The sequence below is a fragment of the Gammaproteobacteria bacterium genome, assembly GCA_022450155.1.
Taxonomy (GTDB): Bacteria; Pseudomonadota; Gammaproteobacteria; order Arenicellales; family UBA868; genus REDSEA-S09-B13.
On the sequence record JAKUQR010000006.1, the window covers coordinates 116,636 to 135,561 of the forward strand.

Below are 18,926 nucleotides of genomic sequence, written 5' to 3' on the forward strand. Positions count from 1 at the left end.
AACCAAATCCGTGAAACAACACGCTCATTAACCTAGATATTAGCAACAAACGACCTAAAATTAAGTGTTTAAAGATGGAGCGTGGTCTGTTGGTTGACTCCAAATGGTAGCTATGTTTCACTGTTTCCCTTGTAATTAGCACGTTTGTATTTGGCACGTTGGGCGGTTGTAGAGATTTACCCTACTCGTGTTGATATGAAGAATGCAATTTTCCCCACGAGGATTCGAGAGAAATGAAAGAAATCAAGACTTTTCAACAGATGTACCGCGATGGGCACGTTAACCGTCGTGAGTTTTTAGCAGCGATGGGTGCGCTCGGTGTGACTGCAGCGACCGCTGGCAGTTTTCTGACCTCAGCCAGTGCACTGGCATCAACACCCACTCGGGGCGGTTCCGTCATCTTTGCGTCGAACCTGCATGGTCCAGACGATACCTTGGACCCGATTCTAGGCACATCAACCATCGACTACACCCGGGCAAATGCGGGGTGCAATGGCTTGATCCAGGTTTGGACCGACATGAGTCTACATGGTGAGTTGGCTGAAGAGTGGTCGGTGAACGGTAATGCGACGGAATACATCTTCAAAATCCGTAAAGGCGTTACCTTCCACGATGGTCATCCTCTGGAGGCCGCCGATGTTGTGTGGAGCATGAACCGTCACATTGAAGATGGATCGCCGTCTTCGATAAAGTCCTTTTTCGCCCAAGTGACGGAGTGGAAAGCTGTCGACAAGCACACCGTGAAACTGAGCCTGTCGTCACCCGATGCGGATATGCCGTACAAGCTCACACAGCCACAAGCCAAGATCGTCAAGAAACACACGACGAACTGGTGGAAGTGTGGTACCGGGCCCTATCTGGTTGACGAATTTCAGGCCGGTGTGAAGTCGACCCATGTGCGTAATCCAAACTATTGGCGCGACACTGGCCAACACCTCGATAGCATAGAGATCACAGCGATCACCGACCCGAATGCGCGTCTAAACGCGTTGCTCGCGGGCAGTGTCGACATGATTGGCGCGATCAGTGCCAAGATGATCAAGAAGCTCGAGAGCTCAGGACTGAATGTCTTGTCAGTGCCGGCGGGTGTGTATGGTGGTATCTGCTGCCTGAAGAACACAGCCCCGGGTGATAATGATGATCTGGTTCAGGGACTGCGGTACATCCAGGATCGTGAGCGGATTGTCCGGAAGTTCCTAAAAGGTCACGGGACACTGGGTAACGACCATCCGATCAACATTTCTTATGGCGCCGATCATTGTCATGAACTGCCGCAAATTCCGTATGATCCGGACAAGGCCAAGTGGCATCTGAACAAGTCGGGCTACACGACGGCTGAATTGTTCGTTGCACCCGTTTCTGGTGCTATCGAGGATACGTGTCTCCTGATGCAGGCGAACCTCAAGAAGATCGGATTTGATCTGAAACTGAAAAAGGTACCGACCGACGGTTACTGGGGTGCGGTGTGGATGAAAGAGCCACTGAACGTGGTGTCATGGAACATGCGCCCGACTGCGAACTCGATGATGGGTATTCAGTTTGGTCCCAATGGCAACTGGAACGACACTTACTGGAATAGTGACCGCATGGGAGAATTGTTGAAAGACTCCTTGGCCGAGACCGATGCAGCCAAGCGCCATGAGATGCACTGTGAGATGCAAAAGCTGGTCAGTACTCAAAGCGGGATCATTATTCCTTATCACACCAACATTTTGGATGCCCACAATCCAAAGGTCAAAGGATTCTCCAACGTGCCTCTGGGTCAGTTTGGCGGGAACGGCTGGGCCGAGTTTGCCTGGAAAGAAGCTTAAGTTAATAGCTGTGATGTTACGAAAAGAAGCCCGCACGTTCGCGTGCGGGCTTCTTTATTTGGGCTACCCTAAACTCATGTTATTTGATTAACTCATCATGCTTTGGCGCGCGATTGTCGGCCGGCTGGGCCTCAGTATAGTCACCTTGTGGCTGGTCTCGGTGCTGATTTTTATCGGCACCAACTTGTTGCCTGGGGATATTGCACAGATTCTACTGGGGCAGACTGCAACCCCTGAAAACACCGCCGCGCTGCGTGTAAAACTCGGTCTGGATAAACCCGCCCACATGCAGTATCTGGTCTGGCTGGGTAACGTCGCGATGGGGGACTTAGGAATTTCCAAGGCGGGCTTAGGTGCTGGGCTGGGCACCCCAATCGTCGAGGTGTTGGGGCCTCGAGTGACTAACACCCTCCGTCTTACTGCACTAGTGGCAGTTATTGCAATTCCACTTTCATTATTTATCGGATTGATCGCCGCGATGCATCCGGGAACCCAACTTGACCGCACGGTGACGTTCTCGACGCTGAGTCTCATATCAGTGCCCGACTTTCTCGTGGCGACATTTTTAGTATTAATTTTTGCAGTTTATTTAGGATGGTTACCCTCTATCGTTTTTCTGAGAGGTAACGAAACTGGCTGGGTGCTAATTAAGACCTTAGCAATGCCAACCTTGACTTTGATTATAGTTGCCTCGTCGCAGATTATCCGAATGACGCGGGCAACAGTTCTGAATGTGATGAGTTCCCCATACATTGAAATGGCCATACTGAAAGGTGTGCCACGCAAGAAAATTATCTTGCGGCATGCATTGTTAAATGCGATCGGTCCGATCGTTAATGTGATTGTGCTGAATCTTGCGTGGCTTGTCGGTGGGGTCGTGGTGGTCGAGATAATTTTTGCCTATCCCGGATTGGCTAAATTGATGGTCGAAGCCGTTCTTCTGAGGGACTTACCGCTGGTTCAGGCTTGTGCAATGATTTTCTGTAGCACTTATGTCGTCCTAATTTTTTTGGCCGACATGGCTTCAATACTGTCCAATCCGCGCCTGCGCCATCCCAAGTAAGAGAGCTGGCAATGTCAGAGATAACTCAAAACGCTAGTCCGACAACGCAGTTCGAAGAACTGCCTGATGCACCGCCCAAGCGAAAAATAAAACTCAGTTGGGCAGGTAAAGCCGGTGTTGTAGTCCTCATTTTCTGGGCGATCATAGTGGCCATCGGACCAACGATCTCTCCTTATCACGAGGCAGACATTCTTGAAGAGGCACTTTTTGTTGTGCCAGGCGGAGACGAGTATCCGGATACAGATTTTCTGCCACCCAGTAAAATCGTGTTGCTTGGGTCGGACTATTTGGGTCGGGACACTCTATCTCGTCTACTTTACGGCGCAAGAACAACCATCGGAATTTCGTTTATTGCAACCCTGTTGGCGTATCTCATCGGGGTCACACTGGGCATTGCAGCGGCCGTCGGCAGCAAAGTGCTAGACACGATTCTGAGCCGGCTAAACGACGCACTGCTTTCTTTACCCTCATTAATGATGGCGCTTGTTATGATTGCTGCTTTGGGCAGCACGATTCCTTTGCTGATCCTGCTGACGGGAATAATTTACGCGGCCAGTGTGTTTCGCATTGCGCGTTCTCTGGGGCAGGAGGTCATGGTCAGTGATTTTGTTGAAGCGGCTCGAGTACGAGGTGAGGGTTTATGGTGGATTATCACCCGAGAAATACTACCCAACATCGCGATGCCGTTGGCGACTGACTTTGGATTGCGTTTCGTTTGGATCATCCTGTTCATCTCCGCATTGAGTTTTCTGGGACTAGGTGTGCAGCCACCAATGTCGGATTGGGGCAGTATGGTGAAGGAAAATCTTCCAGGCCTGATCTATGGGTCGATGGCACCGATATTGCCATCGCTTTGTATCGCAACCCTCACGATATCGGTGAACATGATTGTGGATGATATCTCTGCATTTACCGGCGGCAAGCTGTCCAAGAGGATGATTGCATGAGTGTCCTGCTCGAGGTTGACGATCTCAAAATCAGTGCCCGCAGGGACGATGACAGCCTGCTGCCGATTGTTAAAGGGGTCAGTTTCAACGTGTCCCGCGGTGAGGTGGTGGCGCTGATCGGCGAGTCTGGGTCGGGCAAGACCACCATAGCGTTGTCGGCTCTGGGGTATACCAAGCCGGGCCTGGAATTTGCCGGCGGTGAGGTCCGCCTGGAAAGTGAAGATGTTATTACCATGGAGCCAAATCAGCTGCGAGCCCTGCGTGGCCAGCGGGTCGCTTACCTGGCCCAGAGCGCAGCGGCAACGTTCAACCCGGCGCTGACGATCGGTGAACAAGTGACAGAGTCTTGTGTATTACACGGCATACTCAACCAAAAACAGGCCAATGAACGTGCTGAGACACTCTACCGTGCCCTGGAATTGCCAGATCCTGATCGATTAGGCAAACGATATCCACACCAGGTGTCAGGGGGTCAGTTGCAACGGCTAATGGCTGCAATGGCACTGTGCGGCAAGCCGGATCTTCTCGTGCTCGACGAGCCAACTACTGCCCTCGATGTAACCACCCAGATAGAAGTGCTTAAGGCATTCAAATCGGTAATTAAGCAAGAAGGCTCTGCCGCCATTTATGTGACGCACGATCTGGCTGTAGTGGCGCAGATTGCAGATCATATCGTGGTGCTCTATGCGGGTGAGGTCCAGGAGCATGGCAGCGCCGAACAAGTGGTAAATCAACCGACCCACGATTACACCCGACGCTTGATGCGTGCGGTACGGCCACCACCTGCAGCCGGTCAGGGTGATGAAACATTGGGTGAGCACAAGCGAGAGGTACCGGCGTTAAAGGTGAAAGACATTACCGCGGGTTATGGCAGGAAACGCAATGGCGTACCTGAGATTACAGTCTTGCGGGACGTCAATGTCTCCATTGAACGCGGCCATACCGTGGGCGTGATAGGGGAATCCGGTTGCGGGAAATCGACCCTGGCGCGGGTGATGGCCGGATTATTGCCTGCCGTACATGGGCAGGTGTTGCTGGACGGAGACGAATTGCAACCGGCGCTTCAAAAGCGCGACCGCAGTGAATTACAGAAAATTCAGTTTGTTTTTCAGATGGCCGATACTGCGCTTAATCCGCGTCAACGGATCGATCATATTCTGGGTCGGCCCCTAGAGTTTTACCTGGGCCTAAAAGGCAAGGAGAAGCGCAAGCGGGTCATGGAGCTGCTCGACATGGTCGAACTGCCTCAGGACTTTGCCGGCCGGTATCCCGAGGAACTCTCGGGTGGGCAGAAGCAGCGCGTTAATCTTGCCAGGGCGCTGGCTGCGTCTCCCGAGGTGTTGCTCTGTGACGAGGTGATCTCGTCCCTGGATTCGATCGTGGGCGCCAATGTCATTGAACTATTAAAACGGTTGCGCAAACAAACCGGCGTATCGTTTGTGTTTATCAGTCATGATCTTTCGACGGTTGCTTCCTTTGCGGATGAGATTGTGGTGCTCTACGCTGGCCGGGTGGTTGAACAGGGGCCGGCGGACCAGGTGCTGTCACCTCCCTATCATCCCTACACCCGTCTGCTGATCAGTTCTGTACCAGAACTTCGTGTCGGCTGGTTGGAAGAGACGATGCAGACGCAAGAAGCACAGGCTGGTATCGACCGGGTCGTGCAGTTGACCGAAATCGGCTGTCCATTCTTTGATCGATGTCCACTGGCCATCAAGGATACCTGCGATCGTGAGACTGCCCCCATCCGGGATCTTGGCGATGGTCACCTGATCGAATGCCATCGCAGTATGGAAGAGTTTGTGCACTGAACTTGACCTGAATTTGGTGTAGGCTTGGATTTATAAAACGTTGTTGCCAACTATTGAGTGGCCCGTTTCTACACGGGTCTGCAAATACGTCAATCGGATTTCCCTCATGTGATTTAGCAACGTCGCTGCTGATCGTCTGACGAATCAGTGGCTGCTCAATTAACATGGACGAGGTTGCCACGCTGACCATCTCGATCAACATGATCGTCGACGACATCTCTGCGCACACCGGCGGTAAACTGGCGAAGAGGATGATCTGATTCGGCTGAGATATACCTCGATTACTCCTTATTCGTGTGCGTGACTGCGCCGGCAACGTGCGACCATCCGGGGTCGAGTAAAAGCCGACAGTTCCGGCGCTTTATTCCTGACAGGGACTGGCAACCACATTAATTGGGTTTCCCTCATAAAATTTAACAATGTTCTCCACTGCGATCTCACAAATCGCATCACCGGCTTCGGGTGTGTTGTAGGCCACATGCGGACTCAGCACCACATTGTCAAGTTTGAGCAATGGGTGTTCGACCGGCAAAGGATCTTGCTGGTAAACATCGAGCCCCGCTGCTTTGAGGTGACCATCGCGTAGTGCATCGACGAGTGCTGTTTCCTCAACAACCTCGCCACGGGCAGTGTTGATGAGAATGGAGCCCGGTTTCATCTGTTTGATCCTGCCAGCATCAATCAAGTCTATCGTGTCATCGGTAAGCGCGACATGTAGAGAAATCACATCAGAGGTTTGCAGCAGTTTGTCGAGGGATACGAATTCGACATCGTGTTCGCGGGCGCGGGCTTCGCTGGGGTTTCGGGTCCAGACCTTCACAGTCATGCCGAACGCGCGGGCCAGCTTAAAGACCCGGCGACCGATACCGCCAAATCCGACCAAACCCAGTTTTTTTCCTCGTAGTTCCATCCCATCAAGCGACTGATTCCAGCGACCGCCGCGCAGTTCGGCATCGAGTTGCGGTAGGTGCCGGGCTGCAGCGAGGAGTAGCGCTAGGGTGTGCTCAGCGACCGTGTTGTCGGCATAACCTGGGCAGTTACAGACGGTGATGCCCTGGGCGGCGGCAGCTGGCAGGTCGATAAAATTACTGGCACCGATACCCGTAAACGAAAGAATTTCAAGTGTGGGGGTCTGGGTCATCACGTCTACCGGCAGTGCCCAGCCGACCAGCAGCGCATGTGCACCGTCGACCCGTCGCAGAAATTCCTGGTGATCTACCGGCGCATCGTAGAAAATCATCAGGTCACCCAGTTTCTCAAGACTTTCCCGGCGATGACCAGCGAGTATTTCTTCAATGCCCTCACTGGCATCTGGATAGACGATGTTCTTCACAATTGCTCCTGATTCAGTACCATGGCTGACAGATTACAGCATTCATAGAAAGAAATGGTTTTCTCGTCAACTGTCCCAAATCTTGCTGATGTCGCATGAAGTAGGTGACCGCGACAACTTTGTCTGAACCCTATAGGACTTCAGGTTCTGAGCACACCGACTCAGTCGGGCGCCGCGGATATGCTATTGGATTGATGATTGCGAGTTCGGTGGTGATCAGTTTTACCGGCTTGATTGTTCGTCATGTGGACGCTGACCCCATGGTCATGAATTTCTATCGTGCCTTGTCACTCATGGTCGCGGTTACGCTTATTCTGGCCATTCAGTATCGCCGTATGGCCATTACCCATGTGATCCGGATTGGCTGGCCCGGAATTGTTGGTGGGGTGATGCTGACCGTGGCAGCAATCTCGTTCCTCCAGTCGATGACGCATACCACTGTTGCCAACACGCTGTTTATTCTGGGGGCTATTCCTTTTTTTACTGCTGTGCTGGCCTGGATTTTCCTGAGAGAGCGGCCCGCACGGGCGACGCTGTGGGCAATGGTGATCGCCTTTTCCGGCATCACGGTCATGCTGGGTGAGGGATTCGGCTCGGGGTCAGCCTACGGAAATCTCATGGCAATGGTCACGGCGATCTGTTTTTCTATTTATACGGTACTCGTGCGGCGCAACCGTCACGTTAATATGCTGCCGGCACTGCTGGTCTCGACGGTATTGATCATACTGGTTGCCGGTGTGAGTAGTTACGGCAGTCTCACGATCTCCACCGGTGACCTGGTGTTGTGTGTCCTCTGGGGTGGCGTACTGTCTGGGTTTACCAGTGTCTGTTTCATCGTTGCATCTCGCCACCTGGCAGCGGCAGAGTTGACGCTGTTTATGCTGTTGGAATTTGCCCTCGGACCGGTCTGGGTGTGGTTGTTCGTGAACGAGATCCCTTCGCGTTGGACATTGTTAGGGGGCAGTCTGGTCGTCGCAGCCGTAATCACGCGGGCACTGGTCGAATGGCGTCAACCCCTGCCGTCTGGTTCGGGGTAGGTTGGATCTGGGATCTGGGATCTGCGACCCGATACTCGATGCCCTGTCGTAAAGGCTCAGATCACACCATCGGCACCTGTTTGGCAGCAATCGAAGCCGGCGAGATGACTTCTAGGTCCAGTTCGACGTGCCACCTTTCGGTGCACCGCACTTGAGGCGGTGCAGTCGGTTTTCCGGAACCTGTCATAACAAAACCCTCGTAACCGCCCATCATGACGCTGTTGCATTTGTCCACATAAATTGGAAACCCACCGATGTAAGGCATAAATACTCTCGGTCGCCCGGGAATATTCGCGCCCACATACCAGGAACTACAAGTCGATCGAAGCGAAACCTGAGAGACTTCGTTGACGTGGTCTACCCAATCGTTTTCGTCGTGAACTTTGGCTTCGATGGTGTCTGCTCCTACATCCCGCATGTGACCAATGCAGTCAGCAATCCAGTCGACGTGCTGTTCGATCGCCTGGATCATACTCGCGAGAACAGAAGGGCTGCCGGGGCCAGTGATCATGAACAGATTTGGGAAGCCGCTTGATGACAGGCCGAGATAGGTACGAGGCCCAGCGCTCCATTTTTTCTTTAGGGTCAAGCCACCACGCCCAGTAATTTGAATTTTGTCGAATGATCCGGTCATTGCGGCAAATCCGGTGGCGCAGACAACGCTATCAAATTCATACTCAATGTCGTTAGCGAAAATACCTTTCTTTGTAAAACGTTCGATCGGTTTTTCAGACACATCGACCAGTCTGACGTGCGGCTGGTTGTAGGCAGCAAAATAGCCCGTATCGACGCACAGACGCTTGCAGCCAAAAACGTTGTCTGGACAAAGCAGATCGGCCGTCTCGGGGTCTTTGACAATATCGCGAATCTTACTGCGTGCGAACTCAGCGATCGTGTCGTTGGCTTGCTTGTTGAAAAGAATATCACCATAAGCGCCAAGGAACGGTAGGCCGCCACGAGCCCAGAATTCTTCGTACTGTTGTTCGCGCAATTCCGCTGTCGCTTCAAGGGCTGGTGATGTGTTGTACTCGAAAAAAAAGCCTGTTGGCCTTGCGCGCGCCTTTGCCCTGAGATCGGGATAACTCGACTTAACGGATTTCACATAATCCAGTTCTAAATCCTCGTTGTGTGCGGGCACTGAGTAGTTCGGTGTTCGCTGGAATACAGTTAACGACGACGCCTGACCCGCAATAACGGGTATTGCTTGAATTGCCGATGAACCCGTGCCAATGACCCCAACCCGAAGCCCTGAAAAATCAACTTCATCATGAGGCCACTCGCCCGTGTGATAGATCGAACCGCCAAATTCGTCGAGACCTTCGAAATCAGGCAGGTTTGCAGCCGACAGGCAACCTATTGCCATGACGCAGAACTGCGCGCTTATTTGGTCTCCTCGATCTGTTTTGACGGTCCAGTAGTTTGCGTTTTCGTCGAACGCTATCGACGTTACACGCGTATCAAACTGGATATGACGACGCAGATCGAAGCGATCAGCAACATGGTTCGCGTAGCTCAGAATTTCGGGTTGGGCTGAGTATTTTTCAGACCACTCCCATTCCTGTTCCAGTTCTTCTGAGAAAGAGAAGGAGTACTGCATGCTCTCGACATCACAGCGGGCTCCCGGATATCGATTCCAATACCATGTTCCGCCAACACCATTGCCGGCCTCATAGACTCTGGCAGAAAGCCCGAGCGCGCGAAGCCGATAAAGCATAAACATGCCGGCAAAACCGGCGCCAACAATGACCGTGTCGAAGTGGTCGTTTGGTTTCACAATCTTTTTCTGATCTTCTGCGGTCTACTATATCTGGTGTAAGTCTGCGTCCGTCACTGCGCCAGTTAGTAACATTATATCTATTCAATTGTCAGGGCAGCGGAGAATAGCTCATGGCGTCCAGGATGGTTGGCACCACTTTTTCATAAGGTGGTACACCGTCGGGAAAACGGGATTTGGCTTCCTGCCAGCGAGGGTGTTCGATGAATTGAGGCCAAACTGCTTCCCTGGAGGCTGCTGACTCGAATGCCAGCAGATAGACGAATGTCTGCCCATCGCGTTCTCTGGGTTGCCAGTAACCGACTGGCCGAATGCCGACTTCTTTAAACAAAGGATCAATGACATCCTGGAAGAGCACCTGGCATTCTTCCATACGCCCAGCTGCAACAGTATATTGTCGTAATTCATAAATCATGGTCTTGCCCTTGCTTTTGTGGGTCAGGCTCTGGAGGACATCATTAAAAGTCGTCGGCTGGGAAGCAGCGACCTCATTGTATCTGAGGTCTGTCTAGGAACCATGACCTATGGTGAACAGAACTCTGAAAAAGAGGCGCACGAACAACTGGCTTGCGCGTGGGATCACGGAGTGAATTGCCTGGATACCGCCGAGATGTACGCAGTGCCGACACGCGCAGAAACTCAGGGCCTGTCCGAGGCGTATGTTGGTTCCTGGATGCGTAGTCGATCGCGCGATAGTGTGATTGTGTTTGGCAAGGTGACGAGCACCAGTCCCAAGACATGGATACCGCCAAATCGCCTACCACCCCAGCCCCCTGCACCACCCCGTCTGACGCCGGAATCTATTCGTGCCGCGGTACATGGAAGCCTTAAACGGCTGCAGACAGACTACATCGACCTGATGGAACTGCATTGGCCGGAGCGTTATGTCGGTACAATGTTCGGTGCCTGGGAATACAAGCGCAGCCGAGAGCAGACCGATGTGGTCCCGTTTGAAGATCAAGTCGGCGCGCTCGCACGGTTGATCGAGGAGGGCAAACTGCGGGCCTGGGGACTGAGCAATGAGACTACGTACGGTCTCTGTCAGTTCCATCAGACAGCAGCTTCTATGGACGTACCCTTGCCGGCTACGGTACAGAATGATTTCAGCCTGCTGGACCGCTCGATGGAACCCGAACTCGCGGAGGCGATCACACCCAGACACCTGAATATTTCTTTTCTGGTCTACGGAGCCTTGAATGGTGGACTGTTGAGCGGAAAATACTTCGATGGAACACCACAGGAGGGTCGACACTGCCTGTGGCCCGACTTTCAGCCCCGTTATCACTCTGACCTGAGCCGCCGAGCGGCCCAGCAGTACGTCACCCTGGCTAAAGAGTACGGGCTGACACCGGTAGAGCTCGCTTTAGGTTGGACGCTGTCGCGTGAATATGTCAGTTCGACGATTATCGGTGCGACTAAAATGGATCAGCTGAGGGTCTGTCTGGCAACGGTAGGCGTCAGTATTAGTGATGAACTAAGCACTGCTGTTGATGAGATCCATAAGGTTTTCCCGAATCCCAATAAGTCTGCGGGGGTGATTTCTCCAGGCTTCATCAAAGATGTCCGCAAGGGCATTTAGCATCAAGTTTAGAGGATCTTCGTCAGGCTAATTCCGGCCTTTTTTACCGCAGTTTCGAGTTGATTCAACGCTCTAACCTGATCGACAACAGCAGCTTCCATGGGTAGTTCACACCAGATCAGCGAGCTTTTCTGGGCAAACGGGTTGACTGGAATAGTCTGGTACTGCATTTGTTCAGAATCCACTCGTGAACAGTAGAGGTGATCACTAACGTAGTTTGTTATTTTCCTTGTGGCGCAGGGCATCGCGCTTTGTTTTCATTTCCAGGTTGCGAGTAAATGCTTGTTCCAGATCGATTCCGGTCTGGTTGGCAAGGCAAATCAATACGAACAGAACGTCAGCCAACTCGTCTGCAAGGTTTTTGTTCGCATCGCTTTCTTTTTCGCTTTGTTCGCCGTATTGACGGGCGACTATACGGGCGACCTCACCGACTTCTTCCATGAGTATCACGGTGTTAGTCAGTTCATTAAAATACCTGACACCATATTCGTTGATCCAGTCGTCAACGATCTGCTGTGCTTGATTCAATTTCATAGATTTGAGGGGATCTGGTAATTTGATAAGGACATGCTAACATCGCCGGCCATGTTCTGGTTGATGTTGATGGGCATTATCTATGGCACCCTGATGATCGCGCTGCCGGGTCTGGCTACCGAGAAATCTGTTCTAATTGGGATTGGCAGGGTTGAAAATGGAAATCACTGATGTTGTCGACTGAACTGGACATTAATCCGTTAACACCTTTTATGGGTGCTGAAATCAACGGCGTAGACCTTCGTCGTTCAGATCAAGTACTGATCGGGCAGATCCAGAAAGTTTTAGAGCAGTATTCGGTTGTTTTTTTTCGGGACCAACCAGCACTCTCGCCAGCTGAGCACAGTGCCCTTGCCAATGCTTTTGGTCCGATTCACGTTCACCCCGCGGCTCCCCGGGGTTCTGAGTTTCCTGGCGTATTGAAAATTGAAGCGAGACGGGACACCAAGGTAGCGGCAGGCAACCGATGGCACTCCGACGTGTCTTGTGAACAGGAACCGCCTTATGTGTCAATCTTACAGTTGCATGAGATTCCGCCGGTCGGAGGCGATACACTTTTCGCCAGTATGTATGCGGCCTATGAGGCACTGTCACCGCGTATGAAGCAGATGCTGGACGGTATGACTGCGAGACACTCGGGAGAATGGAGTTATCGACATCTTTTTAAGTATCAACCGCACGAACCGGCAGATGGTTATCCCGAAGCAGTTCATCCGGTAGTTATACGGCCAAGTGGGAGCGACCGACCTGCACTTTATGTTAACCGTGAGTTCACGGTAGAGCTCGAAGATCTACCGCAAGCAGAAGGGCAGGCACTACTCGAATTCTTGTTTGATCATGCTGAGCGGGCAGACTTTCAGTGTCGGTTTCGCTGGTCATCAGATGCCATCGCGATTTGGGACAATCGCAGTACCCAGCATTTTGCGATGTGGGACTACTGGCCGCACAGCCGTAAGGGACGTCGCGTATCCGTACGTGGACCCAGACCGCAGATGTGGTACTTGGAAGAGGCGTCGACCGCCTGAACTACTGGGATTAGGGAGAAGCCGGGTTAATCGTGTATTTGGCTCAACCATTTTTTATGTGGTATGACACGATGATGCGCCGACAGTTCGGGAAGCGGGTGATCTGAACGTTGTCGTCGTAGCGCCCAAAGATATCCTGAATCTGGTTATCTGACAGATAATGCTTGATGACACGATAGCGTGATTCGTCCGGTAGTTGCCGTACCACAATGAAGTTACCGTCTGCATCGTGATCACCATCGGCGGGTTCCGATTTTGGGAGCTGATCGCAGAACACTACCCGGGCACCAGCATTCAATACTGCATGTAGGCCATCTAAAAATGGGTGCATGCGTGCGTAGGGCACGTGAGCCAGCCAGTCTACCGCCATGGCCGCAGAGAAAGATCCAGTGAGCGTTTTGAGGTCATAGGCGTCCGCTTGTTGAAGGGAGACCCTTTCCCAAGGCAGGTCCTTGTGACGCGCCTGTGACAGTGTTGAATTATTGAAGTCACAAGCGACAATAGATTCGGCCACAGCAGCGGTGAATTGTGTCCAAAAGCAGGGGCCACAAGCCAGTTCGAGGACTTTTTTGCTGCTCATCTCCCTACAGAGGTGTTCAATGACTGGTTGCAGTAGGGTCACGGTATCCGGATTGTCGTATCCCATCGATGTGTCGTAGATCTCGGCCCGTCGATCGTAATAGTGTTGCATCTCTTCGATCATCAATCGCATTCCCTGGTTAAGGTATTCCGGCGAAGTCAGGCGATGGTTGTCATGATCTGAGCCAAGTCGAGGCGTGCAATATCGGGCACCATAGCTTTTTCCGCGGCAAAACCGGCGACCAGCAGTAGAAATGGCCGTTCTTCGGAGGGTCGCTCGAGAATCTCGTTCAGAAACCGCATGGGACTCGGTGTATGGGTCAGCGTCGCAACGCCGGCATTATGCAGTGCGTTGATCAGCAGACCGGCGGCAATTCCGACCGATTCTGAGGTGTAGTAATTCTTGAGACGGTGACCATTAGCATCATAACTAAATTTCTTTAGGAAGATTGCTATCAGGCAGGAGGCTGAGACGAGAAATGGCTTGTGTTCGTTTGTGCCCAGTGGTGCAAGCGCCTCCAGCCATTGTTGCGATGCTCTATGGGCATAAAATTCCAGTTCTTCAACCTCGGCGGCCTCACGAATCCGGCATCGAGTATCTTGGTTTGTCACGACTACAAAATGCCAGGGCTGCATGTTGGCACCACTGGGTGCTGTGCCGGCGGTCCGGATCGCATTTTCAATCACGACCGGTGGAATCTTCCGCGCCGAATAGTCGCGCACGGTTCGCCTCGACTGCATGTCCGCGAGAAACTGTTCCGATCGCTGGATCATCTCTTCATCAGGATACGAGGGGGATTTGAGCGAGATAAAAGGATAATCTGTCATGTGTCCGACCTGGTAGCGGCTTTGTTTTACAGGGTTTTTTCCTGGATACCCCGGATATTGATTTCAACGTCGTCATAGTGCGGATCGAACGTTGAGTCCTGGGCAAGCACCGGAGACAGGCCAGTGAGTGCGAGCGCAGGGATAAGTTTTCGTCGGGCTGTGTCGGCACTGCTCGCCTGGACGTTCACCTCGCCGGCGTACTTAAGGTGATGGGCCGATTTGCCTGAATAATACAAGGTCAGCTCGTATTGGAGCGCAAAGACTGGCACTGCGTTAGATCAGGTTCAGCGCCTGGACCGGAACCGTTTCCACGCAACGTCGGCGTCGGCAGCGAGTTTCCCGTCGAATCGAAGTTCTGATCTGAACTGGCAGGCATCGTCATTCCAGGACACACATTCGGAGAACAGTTCGACTGGGCGGTACAGTAAGATCGGACGCCGAAATGTCACGGTGATCTGATTGGTCAGATAGACTGGGTGCTTGTCATCAAAGTGTTCGAAATCATCAATACAAAAGTCACCATAACGCTCAACAGTCTCTTTCATCAGGCAAGCAGCCGAGTGGCAGTCCAGTAGTGTGGAGATAATGCCGCCATTAACAAAGCCAAACCCATTGTCATATTTGTCGGACGCGGTCCAGGTCGCCGCGACACCGTTACCTGACGAATAGGACTTGATTTGCAAGCCGTGTCGATTGCAGGGACCGCAGCCGAAGCAGGTGCCAGCTGAATAATATCGGTCTTGTAATGAGGGCTCCACCGAGGTTTGACTCCATAGGCTGGCTGTTAGACCGAAGCATGATTGTAGTCGCATCTAGCATCCGCTACCGTGCGCGGGGTAATGACCTGTGTTCAAATCTGGATCTGAGATTGGTATAAATCGATCTCCAGCATAGAATCAACTCGTGAATATCGCAGCGCTATTGCAGAAATCGGCACGCAGCTTTGGCACATCGCCGGCAGTGTCGTACGCCACGTGCGTCCATATGACCTACAGTGAACTCGCCGATCGGGTACAGAAGCTCGCGTCTGGCTTCGTGAACTGCTGCGGTCTGAAGCGCGGTGACAGGGTGGGGATTGCTATGACCAATTGCCCTGCATTTACAGAAGTGCTCTATGCGATCTGGCACGCGGGACTGGTTGCAGTGCCGATGAATGCCAAGCTTCATCAGCGCGAGATCAGCTACATCATTAAAAATGCCGGCGTACGTTTATGTATGGTCAACCGCGACCTAGAGGCGGCGGTCGGTCCACTGTGCGATTCGGTTGAGCGCCTGGATCGGGTTGTCAATGTTGACACCGCTGACTATCGGAGCCTGCTGAACTCGTCTGAACTTGCACTCCAAAGCGTCAATGCAGACGATCCGGCCTGGTTGTTCTATACCAGCGGCACCACAGGAAGGCCTAAGGGTGCGACCTTGTCTCATCGTAATCTGATGATGATGACGCTGAGTTATTTTGCTGATCTGGAGACTCTCTCGTACCGCGATTGCATCATCCACTCAGCACCCCTGTCCCACGGGTCGGGTCTTTACGGTATTCCGCACCTGGCGAAGGCTGCTAACCAGGTGGTGCCTGAAAGTGGCGGTTTTGATCCGCTGGAAATCAACGAACTGTTGGTCAAGTGGCCCAGCTCGGGTTTTTTCTTTGCACCAACGATGATCGTTCGTCTGCTGGCTTCGGGTGCTGTAGACGGAGAGGCACGAACAAATCTCAGGACCATTATTTATGGCGGTGGACCGATGTATACGCAGGACCTGTTTCAGGCATTGGATGTTTTTGGCCCGCGACTGATCCAGATCTATGGTCAGGGTGAGTCACCGATGACTATTAGTTATCTTTCTAAACTTATGCATGAAGATAAGACCCACCCGCGATTCACTGAGCGAATGTCGTCTGTCGGTATTCCACGGACAGATGTCGAGCTTGCCGTGGTGGATGAAAACGGACGGTTGGCCGAAGACAACCAACCGGGTGAGATCATTGTTCGTGGTGAGGTCGTGATGAAGGGATACTGGGAGAACCGGGAAGCGACAGCCGCTGCACTTAAAGATGGTTGGCTGTACACGGGTGATGTCGGTGTGATTGATGCAGACGGATTTCTGACATTGAAAGATCGCACCAAGGACATGATCATCTCCGGCGGTTCTAATATTTATCCGCGTGAAGTCGAGGAAGTGCTGTTACAACATGATGCGGTTCTTGAGGCCTCGGTCGTCGGTCGATTCCACCCGGACTGGGGAGAAGAGGTAGTGGCTTTCATAGTCCTTAAACCCGGTGGCAAGGCCAGCAAGCTGGATCTGGATAATGTTTGTCTGGAAAACATTGCTCGTTTCAAGCGTCCCAAGAATTATCGATTCCTGGACAGTCTGCCGAAGAACAACTACGGCAAAATTCTAAAAACAGTGCTTCGCGAGCAACTGGAATCCGAATCTGACGACACAGACGCACCGCACTGACCAATAAGTTAGTCGGTTTCGTTGTGCCAGAGCAGGAACAATGCGAGAAGAGGGGTTTCGCTGCTGCGTACGCCATGCAGGTCCAGTGGATGGTTATACAGCAGATTGCCCGCTGATACCACGCGGTACTCTGTGCTGCCGCCGTAGCGCCAGCTAGCCGTACCGGACAACGTGAGGTAAAGCTCCGGTGGTGGGTGGCGGTGTTCGGGATAGGCCAGTCCGGGATCCAGGTAGAGCAGGCCGGCGGTGTGGTGCTTTAAATCGAAAAGATCGTTGAAACTACACACTGCGATCTTGTTTCCCATGTCGGGCGTTCTAGGGGATTCGGTCCAGGGTAGATGATCGCCGAGTTCAATGAGTCGTCGTGCCAAACGGGTATCCTGGGCCTTACGCAGTTCAGTAGAGGCCTTGATTGTCGCTGCCGGCGGCGATTTAGGTATCGCCGAACCGATAGCTTCTGCAAATCCATGCGCGGCAGATTCATGGTCGGGTGATTCGGCACACACACGCATTGCCCGCGCTACAGACAGCAGAAACTGGCGGGTCTGTTCAACGAGACTGATATCGGGGATGTTTGACAACGACAAGTGAGTTGAGCTCGAGGGTGCTGAACGTGCAGACATTGTAGCGTTGTTGAGCGGCAGGTCGTACTTGTAGAGATCAGTGAACCGGTTCACAATGTCAGCGCCCATGATCACGATCGTCTCAGCCCGCCTGATATTGTTTTGATCCCACCCGATCGTAATCGGGCTTCGGTGTTCTATACAACCGTCGTTGTCACAGTTGGAATTTCCAGGTCTGATGTGTTTGTCATTGCGAAATGAGTGCCGCGAACAATTCAGTAAATAGTCAATATCCTGTGCCGCCGCAGCCGACCTGGTTGCTGGTGCTGATCGTATCGACCAGTATCTTTGCCACCACCATAATTACGCCTTCGCTGCCGGGTATCACGGAATTGTTTTCGGTGACGGCCCAGCAGACACAGATGGTCATCACCGGTTTCCTCGCCGCAACCGCTGTTGGGCAACTTTTTTTTGGGCCGTTTTCCGATCGATTCGGCAGGCGGATACCCTTGCTGGCCGGACTCGGACTATATCTTGCCGGTTCAATCATGGCGCTTGTGGCGACCGATCTGTCTGTTCTGGTTCTGGCCCGCTGTGTTCAGGGCGTTGGCGCTGCGGCCGCTATGGTGCTGTCGCGGGTGATCATCAATGACACCCACGCACCGCGAGCTGCTGCCGCCAGTATGGCTGCAGTCATGTCTGCGACTGCGTTGGCACCGATGCTGGCGTTCTCGCTCGGTGGTGTGCTTTACGATGCTTTTGGTTGGCAGGGTGGCATGGGGGTTACCGTGCTGCTGGGTGCTGTGGCCTTTATATCGGCACTGATTATTCTTGGGGAGACGCACCGCTCTCGGCAGAGTCGGTTAAGCCTGGAATCGGTCGCCCTCAACTATATAGGGCTCTTGCGCAACAAGCAGTTCTTGTTGTTTGCAGGAAATCTCGGGTTTCAGGCATCTATTTTCTTTGCTTTTCTATCTTTTCTGCCCTTTGCTTTCCATAAATTGGGTTACTCGGCTGCCGCCTTCGGATTTTTTGTTACTGTACTTCCCATTGGTTTTCTGATCGGCAGCGGGGTGAGCCGCAAGCTGACCCCGTTGTGGGGCATCCCGCGGATGGTACGGACGGGGTCGTCCTTGTCGATCCTCGCGACGGGGGCAATGGCTGTGCTTGCTTTTGTCGGGCATCGTTCGGTGTGGGCACTGTTGTTGCCGGCCATGTTGTTTGCCTTTTCTAATGGGCTGGTCGTTGCAAATGCGACCATGGGTGCGGTTAACGCCGCGCATCGGTCTGTCGCTGGATTTGCTTCCGGTCTTGCTGGCAGCTTCCAGTTGGCATTTGCTTCCTTAGTCGCCTGGTTGACTGTTTACATGGGTGCGGCGGAGGACGTTCGGGTCGGCATTGCAGTGGTATTCACGATGGCGTTGGTGGGAACTGCGCTGGCGTTTCTGATCCCCTTAGACAGTGGCGATTCAATGCCTTGAGGACCCCGCGCGCTGGCATAATCCACCTATTGACCAACGTTCCAAATTTGAACTCAAGATATCGACACGCATCCTGACGGTTGTTAAACCGGAAGAGAAGAATA

At 52.7% G+C, this 18,926-nt stretch carries 20 protein-coding genes; 10 read left to right on the forward strand and 10 right to left on the reverse strand.

Annotated elements, in window-relative coordinates; genetic code table 11:
- The first annotated feature begins 233 nt into the window (after positions 1-233).
- The 4 genes from MK323_05060 (at position 234) to MK323_05075 (ending at position 5,632) form a co-directional block, all read left to right on the forward strand.
- The gene (locus MK323_05060) at positions 234-1,811 is read left to right on the forward strand and encodes an ABC transporter substrate-binding protein (GenBank protein ID MCH2481528.1); all 1,578 of its coding nucleotides are present in this window, start codon (positions 234-236) and stop codon (positions 1,809-1,811) included.
- Between the two features lie 97 nt (positions 1,812-1,908).
- Positions 1,909-2,874, forward strand: a complete 966-nt coding sequence (locus MK323_05065) for an ABC transporter permease (GenBank protein ID MCH2481529.1) — start codon at positions 1,909-1,911, stop codon at positions 2,872-2,874.
- A gap of 11 nt (positions 2,875-2,885) precedes the next feature.
- Complete coding sequence (locus MK323_05070) at positions 2,886-3,821, forward strand: ABC transporter permease (GenBank protein MCH2481530.1); 936 nt, start codon at positions 2,886-2,888, stop codon at positions 3,819-3,821.
- Positions 3,818-5,632, forward strand: a complete 1,815-nt coding sequence (locus tag MK323_05075; protein MCH2481531.1) for an ABC transporter ATP-binding protein — start codon at positions 3,818-3,820, stop codon at positions 5,630-5,632. Before MK323_05070 ends, MK323_05075 begins: the two co-directional genes overlap by 4 nt.
- A gap of 361 nt (positions 5,633-5,993) precedes the next feature.
- Here the strand turns inward: MK323_05075 and MK323_05080 are convergent, their stop codons facing one another.
- Positions 5,994-6,965, reverse strand: a complete 972-nt coding sequence (locus tag MK323_05080; GenBank protein MCH2481532.1) for a glycerate dehydrogenase — start codon at positions 6,963-6,965, stop codon at positions 5,994-5,996.
- A 104-nt stretch (positions 6,966-7,069) separates the two neighbouring features.
- Between MK323_05080 and MK323_05085 the strand changes: the two genes are divergently transcribed.
- Positions 7,070-8,002 (forward strand): DMT family transporter, encoded by a 933-nt coding sequence (locus tag MK323_05085; protein ID MCH2481533.1) that lies wholly within the window; start codon positions 7,070-7,072, stop codon positions 8,000-8,002.
- A 61-nt stretch (positions 8,003-8,063) separates the two neighbouring features.
- Here MK323_05085 and MK323_05090 read toward each other — a convergent pair whose 3' ends face one another.
- The gene (locus MK323_05090) at positions 8,064-9,722 is read right to left on the reverse strand and encodes an NAD(P)/FAD-dependent oxidoreductase (GenBank protein ID MCH2481534.1); all 1,659 of its coding nucleotides are present in this window, start codon (positions 9,720-9,722) and stop codon (positions 8,064-8,066) included.
- 145 nt (positions 9,723-9,867) lie between these two features.
- Positions 9,868-10,191 (reverse strand): NIPSNAP family protein, encoded by a 324-nt coding sequence (locus MK323_05095; GenBank protein MCH2481535.1) that lies wholly within the window; start codon positions 10,189-10,191, stop codon positions 9,868-9,870.
- A gap of 102 nt (positions 10,192-10,293) precedes the next feature.
- Between MK323_05095 and MK323_05100 the strand changes: the two genes are divergently transcribed.
- A complete protein-coding gene (locus tag MK323_05100; protein MCH2481536.1) occupies positions 10,294-11,355 on the forward strand; it encodes an aldo/keto reductase in 1,062 nt (353 codons plus the stop codon).
- Between the two features lie 8 nt (positions 11,356-11,363).
- Here MK323_05100 and MK323_05105 read toward each other — a convergent pair whose 3' ends face one another.
- Together MK323_05105 and MK323_05110 are read right to left on the reverse strand one after the other, a co-directional pair.
- Positions 11,364-11,525, reverse strand: a complete 162-nt coding sequence (locus tag MK323_05105; protein ID MCH2481537.1) for a hypothetical protein — start codon at positions 11,523-11,525, stop codon at positions 11,364-11,366.
- 37 nt (positions 11,526-11,562) lie between these two features.
- Complete coding sequence (locus MK323_05110; protein MCH2481538.1) at positions 11,563-11,889, reverse strand: nucleotide pyrophosphohydrolase; 327 nt, start codon at positions 11,887-11,889, stop codon at positions 11,563-11,565.
- Positions 11,890-11,922: 33 nt separating this feature from the next.
- Between MK323_05110 and MK323_05115 the strand changes: the two genes are divergently transcribed.
- Positions 11,923-12,060, forward strand: coding sequence for a hypothetical protein (locus MK323_05115; GenBank protein MCH2481539.1), 138 nt, complete (start codon positions 11,923-11,925; stop codon positions 12,058-12,060).
- A complete protein-coding gene (locus MK323_05120) occupies positions 12,060-12,914 on the forward strand; it encodes a TauD/TfdA family dioxygenase (protein MCH2481540.1) in 855 nt (284 codons plus the stop codon). Before MK323_05115 ends, MK323_05120 begins: the two co-directional genes overlap by 1 nt.
- Positions 12,915-12,957: 43 nt before the next feature.
- On the opposite strand, the gene MK323_05125 is transcribed toward MK323_05120, so the two are convergent.
- From MK323_05125 to MK323_05140, 4 genes are read right to left on the reverse strand one after another with little or no spacing between them, the layout of a single operon-like run.
- Positions 12,958-13,617: a class I SAM-dependent methyltransferase gene (locus MK323_05125; GenBank protein MCH2481541.1), complete on the reverse strand. Its 660-nt coding sequence runs from the start codon at positions 13,615-13,617 to the stop codon at positions 12,958-12,960.
- A 35-nt stretch (positions 13,618-13,652) separates the two neighbouring features.
- Entirely contained in the window at positions 13,653-14,321 is a 669-nt protein-coding gene (locus tag MK323_05130; GenBank protein MCH2481542.1) for a nitroreductase family protein, read from the reverse strand.
- 26 nt (positions 14,322-14,347) lie between these two features.
- The gene (locus MK323_05135) at positions 14,348-14,590 is read right to left on the reverse strand and encodes a hypothetical protein (GenBank protein ID MCH2481543.1); all 243 of its coding nucleotides are present in this window, start codon (positions 14,588-14,590) and stop codon (positions 14,348-14,350) included.
- A gap of 15 nt (positions 14,591-14,605) precedes the next feature.
- A complete protein-coding gene (locus MK323_05140) occupies positions 14,606-15,079 on the reverse strand; it encodes a PaaI family thioesterase (GenBank protein MCH2481544.1) in 474 nt (157 codons plus the stop codon).
- A 145-nt stretch (positions 15,080-15,224) separates the two neighbouring features.
- Here MK323_05140 and MK323_05145 point away from each other — a divergent pair, with 145 nt between their 5' ends.
- Positions 15,225-16,778 carry an AMP-binding protein gene (locus MK323_05145; GenBank protein MCH2481545.1) on the forward strand — a complete coding sequence of 518 codons (1,554 nt, stop codon included), beginning with the start codon at positions 15,225-15,227 and terminating at the stop codon, positions 16,776-16,778.
- A gap of 8 nt (positions 16,779-16,786) precedes the next feature.
- Here the strand turns inward: MK323_05145 and MK323_05150 are convergent, their stop codons facing one another.
- Complete coding sequence (locus MK323_05150; GenBank protein ID MCH2481546.1) at positions 16,787-17,470, reverse strand: dimethylsulfonioproprionate lyase family protein; 684 nt, start codon at positions 17,468-17,470, stop codon at positions 16,787-16,789.
- 167 nt (positions 17,471-17,637) lie between these two features.
- Between MK323_05150 and MK323_05155 the strand changes: the two genes are divergently transcribed.
- The gene (locus tag MK323_05155; protein ID MCH2481547.1) at positions 17,638-18,822 is read left to right on the forward strand and encodes an MFS transporter; all 1,185 of its coding nucleotides are present in this window, start codon (positions 17,638-17,640) and stop codon (positions 18,820-18,822) included.
- The last annotated feature ends 104 nt before the right edge of the window (positions 18,823-18,926 follow it).

Excerpts from the sequence above, each read along its gene's own strand:
- MK323_05060 (MCH2481528.1), top strand. The coding sequence starts at position 234 with ATGAAAGAAATCAAGACTTTTCAACAGATGTACCGCGATGGGCACGTT.
- MK323_05065 (MCH2481529.1), top strand. The coding sequence starts at position 1,909 with ATGCTTTGGCGCGCGATTGTCGGCCGGCTGGGCCTCAGTATAGTCACC.
- MK323_05070 (MCH2481530.1), top strand. The coding sequence starts at position 2,886 with ATGTCAGAGATAACTCAAAACGCTAGTCCGACAACGCAGTTCGAAGAA.
- MK323_05075 (MCH2481531.1), top strand. The coding sequence starts at position 3,818 with ATGAGTGTCCTGCTCGAGGTTGACGATCTCAAAATCAGTGCCCGCAGG.
- MK323_05090 (MCH2481534.1), bottom strand. The coding sequence starts at position 9,722 with ATGTTTATGCTTTATCGGCTTCGCGCGCTCGGGCTTTCTGCCAGAGTC.
- MK323_05095 (MCH2481535.1), bottom strand. The coding sequence starts at position 10,191 with ATGATTTATGAATTACGACAATATACTGTTGCAGCTGGGCGTATGGAA.
- MK323_05100 (MCH2481536.1), top strand. The coding sequence starts at position 10,294 with ATGACCTATGGTGAACAGAACTCTGAAAAAGAGGCGCACGAACAACTG.
- MK323_05105 (MCH2481537.1), bottom strand. The coding sequence starts at position 11,525 with ATGCAGTACCAGACTATTCCAGTCAACCCGTTTGCCCAGAAAAGCTCG.
- MK323_05110 (MCH2481538.1), bottom strand. The coding sequence starts at position 11,889 with ATGAAATTGAATCAAGCACAGCAGATCGTTGACGACTGGATCAACGAA.
- MK323_05115 (MCH2481539.1), top strand. The coding sequence starts at position 11,923 with ATGCTAACATCGCCGGCCATGTTCTGGTTGATGTTGATGGGCATTATC.
- MK323_05120 (MCH2481540.1), top strand. The coding sequence starts at position 12,060 with ATGTTGTCGACTGAACTGGACATTAATCCGTTAACACCTTTTATGGGT.
- MK323_05125 (MCH2481541.1), bottom strand. The coding sequence starts at position 13,617 with ATGATCGAAGAGATGCAACACTATTACGATCGACGGGCCGAGATCTAC.
- MK323_05130 (MCH2481542.1), bottom strand. The coding sequence starts at position 14,321 with ATGACAGATTATCCTTTTATCTCGCTCAAATCCCCCTCGTATCCTGAT.
- MK323_05150 (MCH2481546.1), bottom strand. The coding sequence starts at position 17,470 with ATGGGCGCTGACATTGTGAACCGGTTCACTGATCTCTACAAGTACGAC.